Genomic DNA, 18,639 nt, shown 5'->3' on the forward strand with positions numbered 1-18,639 from the left:
ACCCGGAAAGAAGAGCTCTTGATCGACAAGGACGACCTGAACCGGATCTGGGTCTTACGGAAACTCCTGCACCCCATGGGGACCGTGGAAAGCATGGAGTTCCTGCTCGACAAACTCAAAGGGACCAAAAGCAACAAGGATTTCCTGGCCTCCATGAACCAGTAAGCCCTGCTACATACCGTCCTGCCGGCCCCGCGAAGCCATGCGAGGCCGGTCGAGTAAATAAACTGAACCAACGAGGACTGATAACCAACCTCAGAGCAGATTCAGATTTTTGTATTTCTGCTATTTCACCTCTCCGAAGCATTCCATCGGTCTGCTGGAATGTATGGAATCAATCCTTTTTCAAATGCAATCACTTGTACTTCTCGATGCATGTTGCGGATGTCAACCATCATGTCATTGACTTGCAATATCCAAATCAAAGGGTTGTCGTCTACTCGGCTTTGCAAACACCAGTTTGGATCAAGTTGATACATTTTCAGCAGGTCGCGAATAAATTTCGCCTTATTTGCTCCGCTACTTTGACTAACGCCAAACGCGGCGCATAACTCATCTGCCCGCATGTGTGGCGTCTGTGATTTATCAAAGAAAAAATTGACTGTACCGAGAGCGTAGAGAATAGCGCATGCCCAAATTTCTGGTTTCCCCCCTGTGATAGGAGAAGGTCGTTTGCGGGCAAGAGTGGCTGCCAAACGACGAGCGAGCATTGCATATTCGCTATTCAGGTGTTGATTGCAAACAGCTTCTATCAAATTGATGATCGCCAAATAAACAGGCTCAACGGCCCGCTTGAGGTGCGCACGGTGCGTCAGCACCGCGCGTCGCTCTCGAAGCGGTTGTTATGCGTTACCGGGAAACGGCTACCGGCTGGAGAGAAAATACGCGCGCGAGCTTTGCGGCGGCCGCGATATCGCCGCGTCTCAATGCATCGCGCACATCGTCAAGCTTGTATGCGTCCTCTACCGACAAGTACGGAGACCATTCCGTTTCATCTTCGAGAAGCTCGACATCCACCTCGGCAACGTACTTGCCTTCGTGCACAAATTTGACTCTATGGCGCTTACTCATCTTTGCCTCTTCGCTTGGTAAAGGTCCCGTCCCATCGTTCGGGATCGGGGCGATATGCGGTTACAACTACTGCCGGAAAAGTGAACCCCTTCTAGAAAAATAGGGACAGCGACCATTATTTTCCTTCTCGTGGCCTACCTCTCAGCTTTGCCATAAGGGGACGAAAATAGGTACATCGTCCATTAAGCAGTCTTCCACTTTTCTTGCTCTTTTGCCACCGTTAAGCGTTATTTATCATCCAAATACAAATTCATGTCAAGATGATTTTAAGGTTTGATCCTGATCTTGTAGAGTAAATCCAGTTTGTCTGGCATAGATCCCCCGATCAAGTCGGGGGATGACACCTGGATTGAAGCAATGACGACAGAGCAAATGAGTATGCTTTATATAGAAAGCCTGTCCCTGACCTCCCCGGATGTGAGGCCTTGCACACGGAGGATTTTTTCTCGGCTTCGCTCTCCGCGTAGGATGGAGATTCTGGACTGAGCAATCCGGAGTTTTTTGGAGAGGAACCGGATACAACGCTTGTTGGCCGCACCCTCGACGGGCGGGGATGTGAGCCGGATCCGCAGGGCGCCCTCCACCACACCGACGATTTCGTCGCGTGATGCGCCGGGCTGGACCCGGACTTTCAAGGTGACTCCCCGCTCATCTTTTTTGGAAATGAATTCGAACATCAGATCATTTGAACATCGCTGTCGATATGCAGTTCGGTATCAAAACTCTGCTGGTCCTGCTCGATGATCTTCTTGTAGGAGTCGACCAGACTTCCCACCTTGGCCAGAAACTCCCTTCGCATTCTTTTGAGATGCTGGACCTCGTTCTGCAGGGCGGACTGCTCTTCCCTGGCCTTCGCCAGGATTTCCGAGGCCTTTAACTCCGATTCCCGGATGATCTGCTTTCCCTGCTGCTCGGATCGGGTCCTCTCCTCGTTCAGGATCTGCTGGAGCCCCTCCAGGGTTTTCCGCATGGAGGATTCCCGGTCCTTGATCTCCCTGATCTCGATCTCTTTCTGATCAACCGTTTCCCTGAGGGCTTGATTCTTCGCGGTCAGCTGTTCGAGCTCCAGGCTGATCATCTCCAGGAAGGTCTGAACCTCCTTGACGTCGAACCCCCGGAAGGTTGTTGAGAACTGTTTTTTTCTGACATCAAGCGATGTGATGTTCATATTTTCTTCAGGCATCATGATCCTCCTTACAGGGTTCTCTAACGCAGCCGATAGGCAAAATCACTCAGGGTTTTAACCACAAACATATCCAAAAAGTAAAGGATCAGGATCAAGACAAAGGGTGAAAAATCAATCCCCCCGAAAACGGGGAGAAACCGGCGGATCCGGTACAGGACCGGGTCCGTAGCCCCTCTTAAAAACCGGACCACGGGATTATAGGGGTCCGGGTTCACCCACGAAAGCAGGGCCGCAATGATCACGACCCAGATATAGACGGAGATGATCATGTGCGCAATCTGTGCGGCGGCGCTCAGCAGGTTTCCGAAGATAAACATCTATTCCCCCTTCCCGAGTTCCTTTGATCGTTGTGTGGCCGCCTCCACGGCATTGTACAGGGCGGCCCTGAACTTCCCCTTCTCCAGCGCATGGAGCCCGGCGATGGTAGTCCCTCCCGGGGATGTCACCATGTCCTTGAGTTCCCCGGTATGGCGCCCGCTTTTCAAAGCCATGCCGGATGCGCCCCGCACGGTCTGCACCGCGAGACGCGTGGCCACATCCCTGGGGATCCCCTGCCGGACTCCGGCATCGGAGAGGGCCTCGATCAGCACAAAAACGTAGGCCGGACCCGACCCGGAAAGTCCCGTGACCGCATCCATGATCTTCTCGTCCACCACGACCGTCTCCCCCACGGCATTGAGGAGACGGACCGCGAGCTTCTTGTCCTGAGAGGTCACATGACTGTTGAAACTGAGGGCGGAGATCCCTTCCTGGATCAGAGCGGGGGTATTGGGCATGACCCGGGCCGCCCGGACCTTCTTCCCGATCCCCTTTTCGATCCTAAACAATGAGACTCCGGCCGCAATCGAGATCAGAAGTGTCCGGGGGGCGATTGTTTCAGCAATCTCCTTCAAAACCTGGTCTATGATCTGGGGCTTGACCGCGAGGAGGATCACATCAGACCTTGCCGAGAGATCCTGATTATGACGGGCCGCCTTGACCTTGAACCTTCGTACGACGTGACGAGCCTTTTCAACATCGGCATCGCTGACCAGAATGTCCTGAGGCCGCGCCGTTGAGGATGAGATCCATCCCTGCAGCAGTGCGCCGCCCATGTTCCCTGCTCCGATCAGTCCGATCTTCGGTCGTTTCATTCTCTGTGGTTTCCTTTTTTTCCTTTGCAGGTTCAACCCCGCTCTCCGAAGATGGCGGTCCCGATCCGGATCAGCGTCGCCCCTTCCTCCACGGCCGTCTCAAAATCGTGGCTCATGCCCATGGAGAGATGGGTCATGCGGACGCCCGGAATCCCGGTTTGATGGATCCGGTCCCGCATCTCCCGAAGACGGCGGAAAACCCATCTAAATTTTTCCGGGTCCTCGTCATAAGGGGGCATGGTCATCAACCCTTGCACCTTAAGGTTTCCCATCCCGGCCATGGACTGGATCAGGGTCATGGTCTCTTCGGCATTGACCCCGGACTTGCTCTTCTCTCCCGATATATTCACCTGGACCAGAACCGGCAATGGCTTTCCCAGCTTTCCTGCCTCCTCATTCAGGGCATCAGCCGCCCGCAGGCTGTCTACCGAGTGGACCATGTCAAAAAGGTCTGCGGCCTCACGGGCCTTGTTGGTCTGCAGATGGCCGATCATATGCCACTGCACGCTCTTCCCCATCCTCCGGATCTTGTCCCCGGCCTCCTGGACCCGGTTTTCGCCCAGCAAGGTGATGCCGGCGGAAACGGCCTCCTGTATCCTTTCAACATCCACGGTCTTGGTCACGGCTACGATGGTGATTCCTTCAGGGTCTCTCCCTGCATGCCGTGCCGCTCTTTCGACGCGTTTCCGGATTTTTTCAATATTCTCTGCAACAGACAAAGGATCCTTTTCCCAGATCTTAGCGGCCCTATTCGTAAATACGATTGACATGGATTGCAAAATCTCCCCTCTCCCCTCAGAGGGATAACTCCCCCCCCTTGCCCCCTCTTAAATAAGAGGGGGAAAACCTTTAGAAAAGGGAGGCGAGAGCCTGCCCTCGAATGGGTTTATCGGGGGAGGGATTTATAGAGATCATGTCGTTCCAATTTTTAAATTTTAAGACCTTTAATAAAATCTCTCCCTGGATCTGGAGGCATCAGAACCGGAAACAGCATACCCTCGCCGGACCCGATGCATGGACCTGCCGGAATCAGGAGTTCTCCTCATGGATGAGCATGATCATCGCCATCATCCGCCCTGTATCCTTTCCGTTGCTTTTCCGATGGGAGTAAAACGTCCGAGGAGCGCAGGCGGTGCAAAGGTCGACATGATGGATGTTGTCCTCTTTCACGCCGCAGTTTACAAGCTCCATGTGGTTCATCTTCCTGAGATCCAGAAAATAAGATCCCCCCTCGTGAATCAGGGCCTGTTTTTGGACTGGGTGATTATGGTTGACCCGCTCAGCGACTTCCTCCCCCACCTCATAACAGCCGGCTTCAATGCACGGGCCTATGGCGGCCCGAAGATCACCGGATGAAGACCCGAAATCCTTGTGCATCCTCTCGACCACGTTGGAGATCAGATGATGGAGGCTCCCTTCCCTGCCTGCATGCACCGCGGCAACGGCCTTCTTTTCCGGATCAACCATGAGGATGGGGACGCAGTCCGCCGTCAAGACGCCGATGGCCGCGCCGGGCTGATCGGTGATGATGGCATCGGCCTGGGCCTGCCTGTACTCTTCAGCCGGGTGGTCCCTGGTCTCGATCCTGAGGACCCGGGTGCCGTGCATCTGACGGACGGTATAGACCTCAGGGTTCCCGGCATTCAGGGCCTTGACAAACATGCACCGGTTGATCTCCACCAAGTCCTTGTCCTCGCCGGAATTCAAGGAGAGATTCATCCCCTTGAACGGGCCCGAGCTCACTCCTCCCACCCGTGTGCTGAACCCGTGGCGAACGAGGTTCAACGCTTCAAAGGCGGGGATGACGATGAACTTCACCCCTTCGTTTTTACGGACATCGTATGATTTCTCCTTTTTTTTAGCCATGACCTTCCTCGGAGCCCCCGCAGACGCCGCACCGGTGACACGCCGAATCATCGGGACAGGCGGGGGTCAAACGCCCTGAAGCGGACCGTTGATACTCCCTGTACAGGTATTCCCGGCGGCAGCCCGGTTCCACAATATCCCATGGAAAGATCTCATCTTTCTCCCGCTCGCGAAAAGGCGAACCGGCCAGATCCGGACCCGCCTCTTTCAGGGCCTGGGCCCAGTTTCCGGACCTCCCGGCCACGGAGATCAGCAAGGCGCCGGCCCGCCGGTCTCCCCGTGACAAAAGCCCCTGGATCACCGACCATTTGGGAAGGTCCTGTATGACCGTCATATTCCCCTTACCGTTCAGCCGTTTTTTAATATAACCTATTTTTTTTGTCAATGCATCTTTTTTGTTCATGGGAAACCACTGGAAGGGCGTATGAGGCTTGGGGACGAAGCTGTTCAGGCTCACGGTGATCCCCCCGATCCGGCCCTGCTCCCTCCCCGCCTGCCTCTGAATTTCCTTGATTTTTAAAACAAGATCCACCAGGGCCTCGATATCCTCGTTCTCCTCGAAAGGGAGACCCACCATGAAATAAAGCTTGAGATTCAAAATCCGATACCCCAAGGCCATCCGGCAGGCGTTTAGGATATCCTGCTCGTCAATCCCCTTGTTCATGATCTCCCGCATGCGCCGGCTCCCGCCCTCCGGGGCCAAAGAGATGGTTTTATGCCCGCTTTCCGCCAGGGCGGACATGAGTTCAGGGATGAGGGAATCGGCCCGGAGGGAAGAGACGGAAATCCTCGCCCCGCAGGCACGGATCTCCCTGACCAGATCAGCCAGCCGGGGGTAATCCGAGACCGCAGCGCCCACCAGCCCGATCCTGTCGGTATAATAAAGTCCTTCACGAACCGATTTCATGACCCCATCAAGACTCCGGAACCTGGGCGGCCTGTAGATATATCCGGCGGCGCAAAACCGGCAATGCCGGCCGCACCCCCGAGAGAGCTCGATCAGGAACATGTCGTTCAGTTCCGTATCCGGGGTCATCACCCTGGATACGGCCGGAAGCCGGTCCAGATCCCCGGCCCAGCGCCGCTTGATTCTCGGCGGAAAATCCGGATCGTGTTCGATCTTTGCCACCCGCCCAAGGGAGTCATAATGAAACGCATAGGCATGAGGAAAATAGACCCCCTCCAGCCCCAGGCATGCCTCAGAGAATCGTTTGAATCCGGCAGGGTCCCTGACCGGGTTCCCGGCGAGCGCATCCATGACCTCCAGGATCATCTCCTCGGCTTCGCCGATGAACATGACATCGGCGAAATCGGCAAGGGGCTCCGGATTGATGGAGAGTGCGACACCGCCGATCCAGACCATGGGATCCCGCCCGTATTTTCTCCGGTTTCTTAAGGGATGGATCTTGTTTTTTTGAAGAATCTCGACCAGGTGGAGATAGTCCAGTTCAAAGGAGACGGAAAAAGCGAGGATATCAAATGTCCGAAGCCGGCGCCCGGACGGTATCGACCGGCAGAAATCTTCACGCCCTCCGGCCTTTTCCCTCTCCTCCCTGTCGGGCAGAAAGACCCGTTCACAGGTCACATCGTCCCTCTGGTTCAGGATATGATAGATGGTCTGAAACCCCAGATTGGACATCCCCACGGAGTAGGTGTTCGGATAGACCAATGCCGCCCGGATCCCGCCTTTCACAGGCTTCCAGATCTCTCCATATTCGGAAGCGAAACGTTTCTTGATTTTTTCTTCAAAGCGCATGCTTCATGTCATACCCTTTCAGTCCAGCTGCCTTCTCAGGAAAGTAGGGATGTCCAGATCGTTTTCATCATAACGCCCCCGTGAGTCATAACCGGTGCTCATTTTCCCCCGACGGATAAAGGTAGGCGTATCCATGGCCTTGCCGCCTGCATAGGTCTCGAAATTCACGGCCTTCTTGACCACCGCCGCCGGTTCCTCGGCCGCTGCCGGCTCTTCAAACCCCGTGGCGATGACCGTTACCTTCAGGGCGTCCCCCATACTTGGGTTGATGGCCGATCCGAAAATAATATTGGCGTCCTCATGCGCCTCTTCCTGGATGATGCTGGTCGCCTCATTGATCTCGTACAGGGCCATCTTTTCGGTCCCGGTGATATTGATCAGGACGCGGCGGGCGCCGCCCATGGATCCGTCTTCCAATAGAGGACTGGAGATGGCCTTATGAGCGGCCTCCACGGCCCGGCCTTCGCCGACGGCGATCCCGGTTCCCATGACGGCTCGTCCCTTCCCGGTCATGATGGTCCTCACATCGGCAAAATCCACGTTGACCAGCCCGGGGAGGGTGATCAGGTCGGAGATCCCCTGCACCGCCTGGCAGAGGACGTCGTCGGCGATCTTGAAGGCGTCAAACAGGGCCGTCTGCTTGTCGATGATCCCGAGGAGCCTCTGATTGGGAATGACAATCACCGTATCCACCGCGTCCTTGAGCTGCTGCAATCCCTGCTCCGCCTGTGCGGCCCTTTGCTTTCCTTCAAAGTTAAAGGGTTTGGTCACGACGCCCACGACCAGGGCCCCCGCCTCTTTGGCCATCCTTCCGATCACCGGGGCGGCGCCTGTCCCCGTCCCGCCTCCCATGCCGGCCGTAATGAAAATCATGTCCGATCCCTGAATGCTTTCCTTGATCTGATCCTGGTCCTCCAGCGCGGCCTGCCGCCCGATCTCCGGATTGGCCCCTGCGCCGAGGCCCTTGGTTAACTTGCCTCCGATCTGCAGCTTCATCGGAGCCAGACTGGTGGCGAGGACCTGGGCATCCGTATTGACCGCGATGAAATCCACTCCCTCGAGCTGGGACTGGATCATGGTATTGACCGCGTTGTTCCCGCCGCCTCCTACACCTATAACCATGATCTTCGCCTGGCTCGGCACATCTCCTGCAAATTCAAAATTCATCATATTCCCCCTTTCTATAAATTTAGAAAAACTCACTGACCCACTTTTTTATTTTCATCCATGCTTTTTTGACTGCATGCTCTTCGGGCTGGGCCGACATGGAACTCCGGGAAAGGTTCTGGAATCCGTACTGTACCAGCCCCACGGCCGTGGCATACATGGGGCTGGAGACCACGTCCACCAGTCCGCCGATATTCATGGGGACCCCCAGCCTTGCGGGCAGGCCCATCACCTCTTCAGCAATCTCCACCATACCGTCCATGATGGAAGTCCCGCCGGTTAAGACAACACCCGATGTGATCATGTCTTCATACCCGGTCTTCACAATCTCCCTCTTGACCAGACTGAAAAGCTCCTCCACCCTCGGCTCGATGATCTCGCTTAAGATCTGCCTGGAAAGGACCCTGGGCGGCCGCCCCCCCACGCTCGGCACCTCGATGGTTTCGTCGTCCCGGACCATGGAGGTCTTGGCGCATCCGTACTTGATCTTGATCCGCTCCGCTTCGCTGATGGGCGTGCGGATTCCCACGGAGATGTCGTTGGATATATTGTTCCCGCCGACGGTGATGATGGAGGTATGCCAGATGCTTCCATCCAAAAAAATGGCAAGGTCCGTGGTCCCGCCGCCCAGATCAAAGAGAGAGACACCCATCTCTCTCTCCTCGGGTGTCAGAACAGCAAGGCTCGATGCAAAAGATTCGAGGACGATGTCCTTGACCTCCAGACCAGCCCGGTTGCAGCTCTTGATGATGTTCTGTATGGATGTCACGGATGCGGTCACGATATGCACCTCCGCCTCCAGCCGGACGCCGGACATCCCGATGGGATCCTTGATTCCATCCTGGTCGTCCACAATGAACTCCTGAGGAAAGACATGGATCACCTCCCGGTCCATGGGAATGGAGATGGCCTTGGCCGCGTCGATCACACGGTCCACATCCAATGAGTTGACCTCTTTTTCCTTGATGGCCACCACGCCCCGGCTGTTCAGGCTTTTGATGTGGGCGCCGGCAATCCCCGCATAGACCGATGTAATCTCACACCCGGCCATCAGTTCCGCCTCTTCCACGGCTTTCTTGATGGTCTCCACGGTGCTGTCGATATTGACCACCACCCCTTTGCGAAGACCTTTCGAAGGAGAAGTCCCGATTCCGATCACATCGATCTTCCCGTCGGCATTCTTGCTCCCGACAATGACGCATATCTTAGTGGTCCCGAGATCCAACCCAACGATCAACTGATCTTTCTTGGCCAATGTCCTCTCCTTAAAAATCGTTCAAACCGTTCAAACGGTTTAAGCCGTCTTTCCTGTCCCGACCACCACCTGATCCTCAAAGCGCAGATCAATACGACGGACCGCCCAGTTTCTTCTCGCCAAATCGGCGCTCACCCTTTTCAGGAGAACCAACTTGTGCAGATAATCTCCGGAGCCGCAGAGAATATCAAACCCTCCATCCGCCGGATGCAGGACCGCCCCCCGATTCTTCGACATCTCGATTTCCCGTATCTCAGAGAGCTCAGGATACCCGAAGCTCTTCAGGGTCTCCACAAGAGATAAGGCCTGAGACAGCTCCTCCTTCCAGAACCCGTCCTTGTCTTGACGAAGCCCTGAAATGACCGGCAGGATTTTGCCGGTCTTCTTTCCCGCGGATTCCAGGATCATACCTTCTTTATCGATCAGATATTCACGGCCCTCCATCCTCAGAACGGCGTATGGGATTCGCTCTTCGATCCGGATATAAACCCGGTCCGGAAGCTCTCTCCTGAGATCGGCATCCCTGACATAAGGCTCCTTGAGAAGTTCTTCCCGGACCGAGATGAGGTCCAGCATAAAAATATTCCTGGTGAGCCGATCCTCATACTTGCGAAGATCCTGTTCCTTGAGATGGGTATTCCCTTCCAGGATGATATGTTTCACGAGAAACCGATGAGAAGTCATCACGATACGCCCGCACAGGCCTGCGCCCCAGACCGAAAGGACGATCATAAACACGGAGCCCACTCTGCGGATCACACGCCCCAGGGCGTGCTGCATCTGCTCCTTGCGAAAAACCTTCCTGCGTATATTGCGCAGGAGCACTCCCTTTTCATTTCGGATCCCGTTTTTTTTCAAGTCTTTCATGGTCTCTTCGCCATTAGGGGTTCATTAAATTTTCCTACGCAAATCGAAAACAGGACCACTTAGCCCCTTACCGCCGCCGTCAGGATACGCTCGACCAGATCATCAAAAGAGATCCCCGCCTCTCTTGCCGCCTTGGGCAGAAGGCTCGTCTCCGTCATCCCGGGGATGGTGTTCACTTCAAGAACATAAGGATCATCCCCATCGGCAAGCATGAAATCCACGCGGCTCGCCCCGTTGCAGCCGAGCGCCCGATGTGCGGACAAGGCAAGCTCCTGCACCCTCTTTGAGACCCTCCTTAAGAGGGGCGCAGGGACCCGATACTCGGTCCGTCCGGGTGTATACTTGGACTTAAAATCGTAAAAACCGCTCATCGGCCGGATCTCCACCACCGGCAGGGGAAGGTCGTTCAGAATCCCGACGGTCAGCTCTCTCCCTTGGATGAATTTTTCAATCAGAACTTTGGGGCCGAACCTCCGGGCAATACGTATGGCCTTTTCGAGATCCTTTTTGACGCTGACCCGGCTCACCCCGATGGTTGACCCTTCGGTTGCGGGTTTCACGATCACAGGAAGAGCGATCCTTTTGCCGGTGGTCCTGCCGTGTTCATTCACGGAAAAGTCCGGCGTGGGTATCGCATGATAGATCAGAAGTTTCTTGGTCACGATCTTGTCCATGGCCGCGGCGCTGGCCAGCACTCCGGATCCTGTATAAGGGATCCCCATAAATTCCAAGAGCCCCTGCACGGTCCCGTCTTCTCCAGGAGTTCCATGGAGGCAGATGAAGGCGGCATCCACCTTTCGCCTTTGCAGAATCAGGCCGAGGTCGGGGGCCGGGTCGATGCAGACCGCATCATACCCCTTGCGCTTCAGGGCTTCGAAGACCGCCTTGCCGCTTCTCAGAGAAATCTCCCTTTCCGACGAGAGGCCTCCCATCAGGACCCCGATCTTCATGCCTTTCAGCAGGCGCCCGTATGACGAACTTTTCACGCTCTATTCCTCTCATGCGTACCGGGTTAGACCGGCTCGCCCAGAACCTGGATCTCCAGCTCCAGTCTGACCCCGAACCTCCGCTCCACCTTTTCCCTGACCTTGCGGATCAGGGCAAGCACATCCGATGCCGAGGCCCTTCCCCGGTTGATGATGTAGTTGGCATGCAGCTCGGAGACTTCGGCATCTCCGACCCGTTCTCCCTTCATTCCCGCCGCCTCGATCAACCGACCGGCAAAGTCCCCCGGAGGATTCTTGAAAATGGACCCGGCGGAGGGAAACTCAACAGGCTGTTCCTTGCGCCGGCCATTCATTCTCTCCCTGATCTTCTGTTCGATCTCATTAGGGTCCATGGGTTTGAGTTCAAGCCCTGCCCCGGCGATCCAGACGTCGGGAGGAAGCTCCATCCAACGATAACCGAAGACCAGGTCCGATCTCTCCCTTTTTTTGAGTCTCCCCGACCGGTCAAGGAGGGTCACGGCAATCAACCGGTCGGCGATACTCCCTTCACGGGTTCCGGCATTCATCCTGACTGCGCCTCCCACGCTCCCCGGGATCCCGGTTAGGCATTCCAGACCGCCGAGGCCCCTTCGGGCAAGCTTCCGGAGGAGTCCCTGGAGCAGGACTCCGGCGCCCACCCAAACTCTGTTCTCTTTCACCCGGATCCAATCCAATCCGCCGGTATGGACCACGGTCCCTCGGACTCCCCGGTCCGATACAAGAAGGTTGCTCCCTGCGCCCATTAGGGTGATCTTCTCTCCCCGATGGGACTCCTTAAGAAGCGTCTTAAGGTCACTGATCCCCAACGGGACCACAAAGCGATCGGCAGGTCCTCCGACCCTGAAGGTGGTATGCCGGGACATGGGTTCATCATAAAGGATCGGCACTTTCACTTTTTTTTCAGCCTTCGCAGCAGTTCTTCTCCGACCTTGTAGATGTCTCCGGCGCCCATGGTCAGGACCAGATCCCCTGGTTTAAGGATGCCTTCGAGGTGATCCACAATCTTCTTCATATCCTGGATATAGGTCACATCCCTGTGACCGTGCTCTTTCATCCCCCGGTAGATGTTCTCTGCGGAGACCCCTAAAATCGGGGCCTCGCCGGCCGGGTAGATATCGGTCAGGACCACTATGTCCGACTGGTTAAAACAGGTCACAAACCGGTGAAGCAGGGCCCTCGTCCTGGTATATCGGTGCGGCTGAAAAACCGTCACAATCCGCCCGGCCTGAACCTCCTTGGCCGCAGCGAGCGTGGCCTCGATCTCGGTCGGGTGGTGGCCGTAATCATCCACCACCATGACTCCACCCGCCTCGCCCAGCAGAGTGAACCTGCGATGGACTCCGGAATACTCATCCAGCCCTTCCCGGATCACCTGGGGTGAAAGCCCCAGTTCCAGTCCGACGGCAATGGCTGCCAGGGCATTCAGGATGTTGTGCACACCGTGGGCATGAAGACGGAAATGCCCCAGACTCTTCCCCTTATGGTTGACCTTGAATTCACTCCCGAAGACCTCCTGCCGGAACTCCTCGGCCTGGAGATCCGCCTGTGCCGAAGTCCCGTAGGAGAGAAACCTCTTTTTGACGCCCGGAATCAGGCCCTGAACGTGGGGATTATCCAGACAGAGCACGGCCAGGCCGTAAAAAGGGACCCGGTTTACGAATTCGAGAAAGGTCTTCTTGATCTTTTCCAGATCCCCATAAAAATCCAGATGCTCCTCATCGATGTTGGTGACCACGGCGATGGTGGGGGAGAGCTTCAGAAAGGAACCATCGGACTCGTCCGCCTCGGCCACGAGAAAATCGCTCTGACCAAGACGCGCATTGCTCCCGATACTGTTCAGACGCCCCCCGATCACGACCGTGGGATCGATGCCTCCGTGTCCGAGTACCGTGGCAATCATGGACGTGGTGGTGGTCTTGCCGTGGGCGCCGGCCACGGCAATGCCGTATTTCATCCGCATGAGTTCGGCCAGCATTTCAGCCCTCGGAATCACCGGAATGAGCTGAGCCTCGGCTGAACGGACCTCCGGGTTTTCCCTGGAAACGGCGGACGAGATCACCACCACGTCCACATCGGCGACGTTCTCCTCGGCGTGTCCGATAGTGATCCGGGCGCCCATCTTCTTCAAGCGGTCGGTCACGGGCGAGGATTTGAGATCCGATCCGCTGACCTGATGCCCCATATTGATCAGGACCTCGGCAATCCCGTTCATCCCGGATCCGCCGATCCCCACGAAATGAATCTTCTGTACTTTTTTATACATGATATCCTCAATCCGGCAGCCAACCTGGACTTAGTGGTCCTGTTCGTAAATATGGTGACGTACCGAGAGGGTCGTAGGGCGGTCTCATCTCCGCGCGCAACTGAGGTGTACCCCTCTGTTACGCCGCAAGAAGCGGAACTTTGATCCGACCGCCCTACGGCACTCGAATGCCACCGTATTTACGAATAGGGCCACTTAGGATCCTGACAAGCCGCCCATCAAGAGGCGTTGATGAGCCGCTCCAGATCTTCGACCACGGCCTTTGCCGCATGCGGCCGAGCATGAGCAAGCGCCGCCTCCCTCATCCCTCCGAGACGGACAGGGTCCGCCAGCAGGGCCCGGATGCGCTCCCCCAGCTTTTTCGAAGTGAGATCCTCCTGCAAAAAAACCTCGGCTGCGCCGGCGCCGGCCATCACGTCGGCATTGCGCTTTTGGTGCTCGTCCGTTGCATAGGGAAAAGGGATCAGCAGCGAAGGGACTCCGGATACGCAGAGTTCCGACAGGGCCACGGCCCCGGCCCTGGATACGGCAAGATCCGCCGCAGCATACGCCAGGGCGATCTCATGCACATAAGGGCGCACGGAGGCCCGGACCCCTGAGACTTCATAGGCCTTTAAAACCTCCTGATAATCCGCCTCGCCGGTCTGGTGGAGAAACTGAACCGGGATCCCGGCCCAGTCCGAGGTTTTGACCATATCCGATACCATGAGATTGATCGCGTGCGCCCCCAGGCTTCCTCCCAGGACGAGGATCGTTCTCTGATCCGGATCCAGACCGAAATGCCTGACGGCCTCTTCCCGATTCCCTGATCCAAGACCCTCCCGGATGGGATTCCCGGTCTCTGAGATCTTCTCTTTGGGGAAATAGACATGGGATTCCGGATAGGCCGTATAGATTCGGTCCACCAGTTTTCCGAGTATCCGGTTGGTGATCCCCGGGATGCTGTTCTGCTCCTGAAGGGCGGTCCTGCGTCTCGAGAGAAAAGCGGCCAGAACCAGGGGCCCGGAGGCATAACCGCCGACGCCAACCACGGCATCCGGCTGAAAGGATCGGAGGATAGAAAACGATTCCATCAGGGCCCGCGGCAGGGAGAGCAGGGCCCGCGCCTGTTCCATCCTCTTCTTCCCCTTCAAACCTCTCACCCGGATGGTTTTCAATTCCAGTCCTTCCCTATAAAGGATGCGCGATTCTATTCCTTCAGGGGTCCCCACGAAGAGGACCTTGGATGCCGGGTCCCTCTTCAGGATCTCCCGGGCCATGGCAATCGCCGGGTAGAGGTGCCCTCCTGTCCCTCCACCGGCAAAGATCACCTTCATGTGACACGCGTCCACTTCGAGATATTCAATAGGATCCCTGCTCCCGCAAGGGTCATCACCAGGGATGACCCTCCATAGCTGATCAGGGGAAGCGTCAAGCCCTTGGTGGGAAGAAGTCCCACCACAACCCCGAAATTGACCAGGGCCTGAATCGATATCATCGCGGTCAGACCGAGCGACAGGTACCTGCCGAACGGATCCACAGACCGGATGGAGATCAGCATCCCCCTGTAGAAGAAAAGCGCAAATGCCGCGACCACCAACAGGGCGCCTATGAATCCGAGCTGCTCGCCGATCACGGCAAAGATGAAATCGGTGTGCGGTTCCGGAAGAAAAAGGAATTCCTGTTTCCCCTCCCCCAGACCCACCCCGGTCAAACCGCCGCTCCCGATCGCCAAAAATGACTGGATGATCTGGAAACCGGCCCCGGAGGCATCCTTCCATGGATCACAGAATGCCATAAACCGCTCCCGCCGGTAATCCTCGCTCATGATCATGACATAAAGCAGGGGAATCGAGACCAGAAAGAGACCCAAAAGGTACCGGATCCGTGTCCCGGCCATGAACAACATCATCAGGATCACGGCAGCAAGGCTGACCGCCGTTCCGAAGTCGGGCTGAAGCATCATCAGCATAAAGAAGATTCCCATGATCACCACATAAGGGACAAAACCATAGGCGAAATCCCGGATCTTGTCCTGTTTCCGCATCAAGGAGTAGGCGATGTAAATCACCAGTCCGAACTTGGCCGGCTCCGAAGGCTGAAAAGTCAGCATCCCCGCCGAAAGCCACCTTCGGGCCCCCCCGGCCTCGATTCCGATGCCGGGAATGAGCACCAGAATCATCAGGAAGAGACAGAAGATCAAAACGGGGAATACCATCCAACGGAGGTGGACATAGTTGACATTGGCCGTGATGAGCATGCCCGCAATGCCGATCATAAAGAAGATCAGTTCCTTCTTCAGGAAGTAGAAGGGATCGTGAAAACGAACCATGGCCGTATAGGCGCTGGCCGCATAGACCATGACGATGCCGACGACCGAAAGAACAATGACATCGGTCAGCAGGATCTTGTCAAAAGACTGTTTCATGATTCTCTTTCATCTCAACCGTATGACCAGAATCCAACCACAGAGAACACAGAGAATTCTTTAAATTCTTTTGGCAGAGTATTTCTCTGTGCACTCTGTGGTTTCATGTCTTATCCTTTTCTTTCAACTTCTGACTCTTTCAACCTTCTCACCTCCGCCGCAAACACCCTGCCGCGATCTTCAAAATCCGTAAACATATCGAAACTGGCACACGCCGGGGAAAGAAGCACGTACTCCCCGCGGAGCGCCCTTTTAAATCCGGTCTGAACCGCCTCTCTCATGGTTGAGGCGCGGCGGATCTCGGTCGTCCCTTTGAGGTCCCGTTCCATATCGTCCGCCGCCTCGCCGATCAGGATCAAGGTCTGGACGCGCTCGGAGATGAGTTCACGAAGCGGGTGGTATCCGGCCCCCTTTCCCCTGCCGCCGGCAATCAGATGAATGGCTCCGGTCAGGCTCTGAAGGGAACGGATCACCGCCCCGATGTTGGTCCCCTTGGAATCATTGATAAAGCGGATACCGCGGATCTCATCGACAAACTCCATGCGGTGCGGCAGGCCCGGGAAGGTCTTGAGCACGGCCCGGACCGCATGGAGATCGCACCCCGATACCAGGGCGGCGGCTGAAGCGGCGGCGGCATTTTCGATATTGTGCACGCCCTGGATCTTCATCTCCCCGGTTTCGATGATCAGACCTTCAGACCGGGGAATGGTGGAAATCATCTTCCCTCCCGAACAGTAGACCCCCCCTTCCACTTTTCGGCTCAAGCTGATGGGGACGATTCCGGAGCGAAGATCCGTGGTCATGACCGTCACCCACGGGTCATCCCTGTTGACCACGGCGATGTCTTCGGGGGTCTGGTTCATAAAGATCCTGGCCTTGGCCCGGGCATACTCTTCCATCCCCGGGTAGCGGTCCAGATGATCCGGAGTGATGTTGAGGAGAATCGCCACATCCGGCCTGAATGTCTCGATTCCTTCCAGTTGATAACTGCTCAGTTCCACGACAAAGGTCGTCTGGTCCGCGGCTCCCTGGGTCAGGGTGGTGAGAGGCATGCCGATATTCCCTCCGACCCGGACATCACGGCGCGCCTTGGCGAGCATCTCCCCGACCAGAGACGTGGTGGTTGATTTCCCGTTGGTTCCGGTGATCCCGATATATCTTCCGGCGCCGATCCGGTAGGCCAGTTCCACTTCGCTGATCACGTCCACACCCCTCGACCTCACCTTCATGATCGGAGGAATACTCAAAGGGGCGCCTGGACTGACCACCACGAGTGCGGCGCCTTGAAAGGTTTCTTCCGAATGGTTTCCTGTCTCCACCTGGATCCCTTGGGCCAGCTGCCCTATGGCCTGCTTGAGCATGGATCCTTCCTTGCTGTCGGTCACAAAGACCCGAGCGCCCAGCTCATACAAACGGTTCGCGGCCGCAATCCCGGAACGGGCCAGCCCGACCACCACCACCTTTTTGCCGCTCATGTTCATCCTGTGCGCTTCACGTACGGATTCAGAACCCTTGAGATCCACGGGCATCCTCTCCCTTAACGAAGTTTCAACGTCCCCAGGGCCATCAAAGCCAGTATGATCGAAATGATCCAGAACCGGACAATGATCTTGGGCTCGGCCCATCCCTTCAATTCATAGTGATGATGGATCGGCGCCATCCGGAAAAGACGTTTCCCGAAAAGCTTGAAGCTCGCCACCTGGAGGATCACCGACATGGCCTCGATCACAAAGATCCCTCCAATCAGAACCAGAAGGATCTCATGCTTGCTGATCACGGCCACCGTGCCCAGAGCCCCTCCCAGAGCCAGGGATCCGATGTCCCCCATGAAGACCGATGCCGGATAGGTATTGAACCAGAGAAATCCAAGGCTGGCGCCCACCATGCCGAAACAGACCAGGGTCAGCTCCCCGACCCCCTTGACATAAGGGATCTGGAGATAGCCAGCAAACTTCACGTTCCCTGTGGCATAGACAATGACCGCATAGACCATAGAGGAGATCATGACCGGGCCGATGGCCAGTCCGTCCAGGCCGTCCGTGAGGTTCACGGCATTGGATGTGCCGACGATCACCAGCATGGCAAAGGGGAGGTAGAACCACCCGAGATCCGGCATGGCCTTCTTGAAGAACGGAAGGGGGAGACTGGTGGTAATGGAGTCTTCGGGATACAGAATAAGAACCAGACCGATGACCAAGGCCAGAAGGACCTGGAAGAAAAACTTCTGTTTCGGGCGCAATCCTTCGGAACGGTTCCGGATCAATTTCAGATAATCGTCCAGAAAACCGATCAGTCCGAAACCGAGGGTCGCAAGCAGGACCAGCCAGACATACCGGTTGGTGAGATCCGCCCAGAGAATGATGGAGACAAAAAGGGAGAGAAGAATCAGGACCCCTCCCATGGTCGGTGTCCCGGCCTTTTTCTGGTGATTCTGGGGACCGAGCTTCCGGATCCGCTGCCCGACATGATACTGCGTCAGCCACCGAATCAAATACGGACCGACCACCAGGCTGATCAAAAGGGAGGTCAGCGCGGCCACCACGGTCCGGAACGTGATGTAGCGGAAGACGTTGAAGAACTTATAGGTCTCATGCAAAGGATATAGGAGATGATAGAGCATTTTTTCTTACCTGCCGGACTCAAGTGTATCTAAATTTTTTTTTCAATTAGAGAAAAACACTG

19 protein-coding genes are annotated in these 18,639 nt (G+C 56.1%); all 19 read right to left on the reverse strand.

Annotated features, from left to right (window positions below; translation table 11 throughout):
* Window positions 1–290 precede the first annotated feature (290 nt).
* The gene (locus AUK29_01200; GenBank protein OIP66220.1) at window positions 291–815 is read right to left on the reverse strand and encodes a hypothetical protein; all 525 of its coding nucleotides are present in this window, start codon (window positions 813–815) and stop codon (window positions 291–293) included.
* 34 nt (window positions 816–849) lie between these two features.
* On the reverse strand, window positions 850–1,071 hold the full coding sequence (locus tag AUK29_01205; GenBank protein OIP66196.1) for a hypothetical protein: 222 nt from the start codon (window positions 1,069–1,071) through the stop codon (window positions 850–852).
* Between the two features lie 383 nt (window positions 1,072–1,454).
* Entirely contained in the window at window positions 1,455–1,748 is a 294-nt protein-coding gene (locus AUK29_01210; GenBank protein OIP66197.1) for a YggU family protein, read from the reverse strand.
* Window positions 1,748–2,254, reverse strand: coding sequence for a hypothetical protein (locus tag AUK29_01215; protein ID OIP66198.1), 507 nt, complete (start codon window positions 2,252–2,254; stop codon window positions 1,748–1,750). The genes AUK29_01210 and AUK29_01215 overlap by 1 nt, the downstream gene beginning before the upstream one ends.
* Window positions 2,255–2,277: 23 nt before the next feature.
* Window positions 2,278–2,574, reverse strand: a complete 297-nt coding sequence (locus tag AUK29_01220) for a hypothetical protein (protein ID OIP66199.1) — start codon at window positions 2,572–2,574, stop codon at window positions 2,278–2,280.
* The gene (locus AUK29_01225) at window positions 2,575–3,390 is read right to left on the reverse strand and encodes a pyrroline-5-carboxylate reductase (GenBank protein ID OIP66200.1); all 816 of its coding nucleotides are present in this window, start codon (window positions 3,388–3,390) and stop codon (window positions 2,575–2,577) included.
* A gap of 32 nt (window positions 3,391–3,422) precedes the next feature.
* Complete coding sequence (locus tag AUK29_01230) at window positions 3,423–4,109, reverse strand: YggS family pyridoxal phosphate enzyme (GenBank protein ID OIP66221.1); 687 nt, start codon at window positions 4,107–4,109, stop codon at window positions 3,423–3,425.
* Window positions 4,110–4,419: 310 nt separating this feature from the next.
* Window positions 4,420–5,256: a hypothetical protein gene (locus AUK29_01235; protein ID OIP66201.1), complete on the reverse strand. Its 837-nt coding sequence runs from the start codon at window positions 5,254–5,256 to the stop codon at window positions 4,420–4,422.
* Window positions 5,249–7,012 carry a hypothetical protein gene (locus tag AUK29_01240; protein OIP66202.1) on the reverse strand — a complete coding sequence of 588 codons (1,764 nt, stop codon included), beginning with the start codon at window positions 7,010–7,012 and terminating at the stop codon, window positions 5,249–5,251. The genes AUK29_01235 and AUK29_01240 overlap by 8 nt, the downstream gene beginning before the upstream one ends.
* Before the next feature lie 18 nt (window positions 7,013–7,030).
* Window positions 7,031–8,179 (reverse strand): cell division protein FtsZ, encoded by a 1,149-nt coding sequence (locus AUK29_01245; protein OIP66203.1) that lies wholly within the window; start codon window positions 8,177–8,179, stop codon window positions 7,031–7,033.
* Window positions 8,180–8,201: 22 nt separating this feature from the next.
* Complete coding sequence (locus tag AUK29_01250) at window positions 8,202–9,434, reverse strand: cell division protein FtsA (GenBank protein OIP66204.1); 1,233 nt, start codon at window positions 9,432–9,434, stop codon at window positions 8,202–8,204.
* Between the two features lie 39 nt (window positions 9,435–9,473).
* Window positions 9,474–10,301 (reverse strand): hypothetical protein, encoded by an 828-nt coding sequence (locus AUK29_01255; GenBank protein ID OIP66205.1) that lies wholly within the window; start codon window positions 10,299–10,301, stop codon window positions 9,474–9,476.
* Between the two features lie 59 nt (window positions 10,302–10,360).
* Window positions 10,361–11,251: a D-alanine--D-alanine ligase gene (locus tag AUK29_01260; GenBank protein OIP66222.1), complete on the reverse strand. Its 891-nt coding sequence runs from the start codon at window positions 11,249–11,251 to the stop codon at window positions 10,361–10,363.
* 62 nt (window positions 11,252–11,313) lie between these two features.
* A complete protein-coding gene (locus tag AUK29_01265; protein OIP66206.1) occupies window positions 11,314–12,180 on the reverse strand; it encodes a UDP-N-acetylenolpyruvoylglucosamine reductase in 867 nt (288 codons plus the stop codon).
* A complete protein-coding gene (locus tag AUK29_01270) occupies window positions 12,177–13,550 on the reverse strand; it encodes a UDP-N-acetylmuramate--L-alanine ligase (GenBank protein ID OIP66207.1) in 1,374 nt (457 codons plus the stop codon). The genes AUK29_01265 and AUK29_01270 overlap by 4 nt, the downstream gene beginning before the upstream one ends.
* Before the next feature lie 218 nt (window positions 13,551–13,768).
* Window positions 13,769–14,866: an undecaprenyldiphospho-muramoylpentapeptide beta-N-acetylglucosaminyltransferase gene (locus AUK29_01275; GenBank protein OIP66208.1), complete on the reverse strand. Its 1,098-nt coding sequence runs from the start codon at window positions 14,864–14,866 to the stop codon at window positions 13,769–13,771.
* Window positions 14,863–15,957 (reverse strand): putative lipid II flippase FtsW, encoded by a 1,095-nt coding sequence (locus AUK29_01280; GenBank protein OIP66209.1) that lies wholly within the window; start codon window positions 15,955–15,957, stop codon window positions 14,863–14,865. The genes AUK29_01275 and AUK29_01280 overlap by 4 nt, the downstream gene beginning before the upstream one ends.
* A gap of 110 nt (window positions 15,958–16,067) precedes the next feature.
* Window positions 16,068–17,438: a UDP-N-acetylmuramoylalanine--D-glutamate ligase gene (locus AUK29_01285; GenBank protein OIP66223.1), complete on the reverse strand. Its 1,371-nt coding sequence runs from the start codon at window positions 17,436–17,438 to the stop codon at window positions 16,068–16,070.
* 56 nt (window positions 17,439–17,494) lie between these two features.
* On the reverse strand, window positions 17,495–18,577 hold the full coding sequence (locus tag AUK29_01290) for a phospho-N-acetylmuramoyl-pentapeptide-transferase (GenBank protein ID OIP66210.1): 1,083 nt from the start codon (window positions 18,575–18,577) through the stop codon (window positions 17,495–17,497).
* Window positions 18,578–18,639: the final 62 nt, after the last annotated feature.

Source organism: Nitrospirae bacterium CG2_30_53_67 (genome assembly GCA_001873285.1).
Taxonomy (GTDB): domain Bacteria; phylum CG2-30-53-67; class CG2-30-53-67; order CG2-30-53-67; family CG2-30-53-67; genus CG2-30-53-67.

Excerpts from the sequence above, each read along its gene's own strand:
- AUK29_01280 (OIP66209.1), bottom strand. The coding sequence starts at position 15,957 with ATGAAACAGTCTTTTGACAAGATCCTGCTGACCGATGTCATTGTTCTT.
- AUK29_01285 (OIP66223.1), bottom strand. The coding sequence starts at position 17,438 with ATGAACATGAGCGGCAAAAAGGTGGTGGTGGTCGGGCTGGCCCGTTCC.
- AUK29_01255 (OIP66205.1), bottom strand. The coding sequence starts at position 10,301 with ATGAAAGACTTGAAAAAAAACGGGATCCGAAATGAAAAGGGAGTGCTC.
- AUK29_01205 (OIP66196.1), bottom strand. The coding sequence starts at position 1,071 with ATGAGTAAGCGCCATAGAGTCAAATTTGTGCACGAAGGCAAGTACGTT.
- AUK29_01210 (OIP66197.1), bottom strand. The coding sequence starts at position 1,748 with ATGTTCGAATTCATTTCCAAAAAAGATGAGCGGGGAGTCACCTTGAAA.
- AUK29_01240 (OIP66202.1), bottom strand. The coding sequence starts at position 7,012 with ATGCGCTTTGAAGAAAAAATCAAGAAACGTTTCGCTTCCGAATATGGA.
- AUK29_01235 (OIP66201.1), bottom strand. The coding sequence starts at position 5,256 with ATGGCTAAAAAAAAGGAGAAATCATACGATGTCCGTAAAAACGAAGGG.
- AUK29_01215 (OIP66198.1), bottom strand. The coding sequence starts at position 2,254 with ATGCCTGAAGAAAATATGAACATCACATCGCTTGATGTCAGAAAAAAA.
- AUK29_01220 (OIP66199.1), bottom strand. The coding sequence starts at position 2,574 with ATGTTTATCTTCGGAAACCTGCTGAGCGCCGCCGCACAGATTGCGCAC.
- AUK29_01275 (OIP66208.1), bottom strand. The coding sequence starts at position 14,866 with ATGAAGGTGATCTTTGCCGGTGGAGGGACAGGAGGGCACCTCTACCCG.
- AUK29_01290 (OIP66210.1), bottom strand. The coding sequence starts at position 18,577 with ATGCTCTATCATCTCCTATATCCTTTGCATGAGACCTATAAGTTCTTC.
- AUK29_01260 (OIP66222.1), bottom strand. The coding sequence starts at position 11,251 with ATGAAGATCGGGGTCCTGATGGGAGGCCTCTCGTCGGAAAGGGAGATT.
- AUK29_01270 (OIP66207.1), bottom strand. The coding sequence starts at position 13,550 with ATGTATAAAAAAGTACAGAAGATTCATTTCGTGGGGATCGGCGGATCC.
- AUK29_01245 (OIP66203.1), bottom strand. The coding sequence starts at position 8,179 with ATGAATTTTGAATTTGCAGGAGATGTGCCGAGCCAGGCGAAGATCATG.
- AUK29_01225 (OIP66200.1), bottom strand. The coding sequence starts at position 3,390 with ATGAAACGACCGAAGATCGGACTGATCGGAGCAGGGAACATGGGCGGC.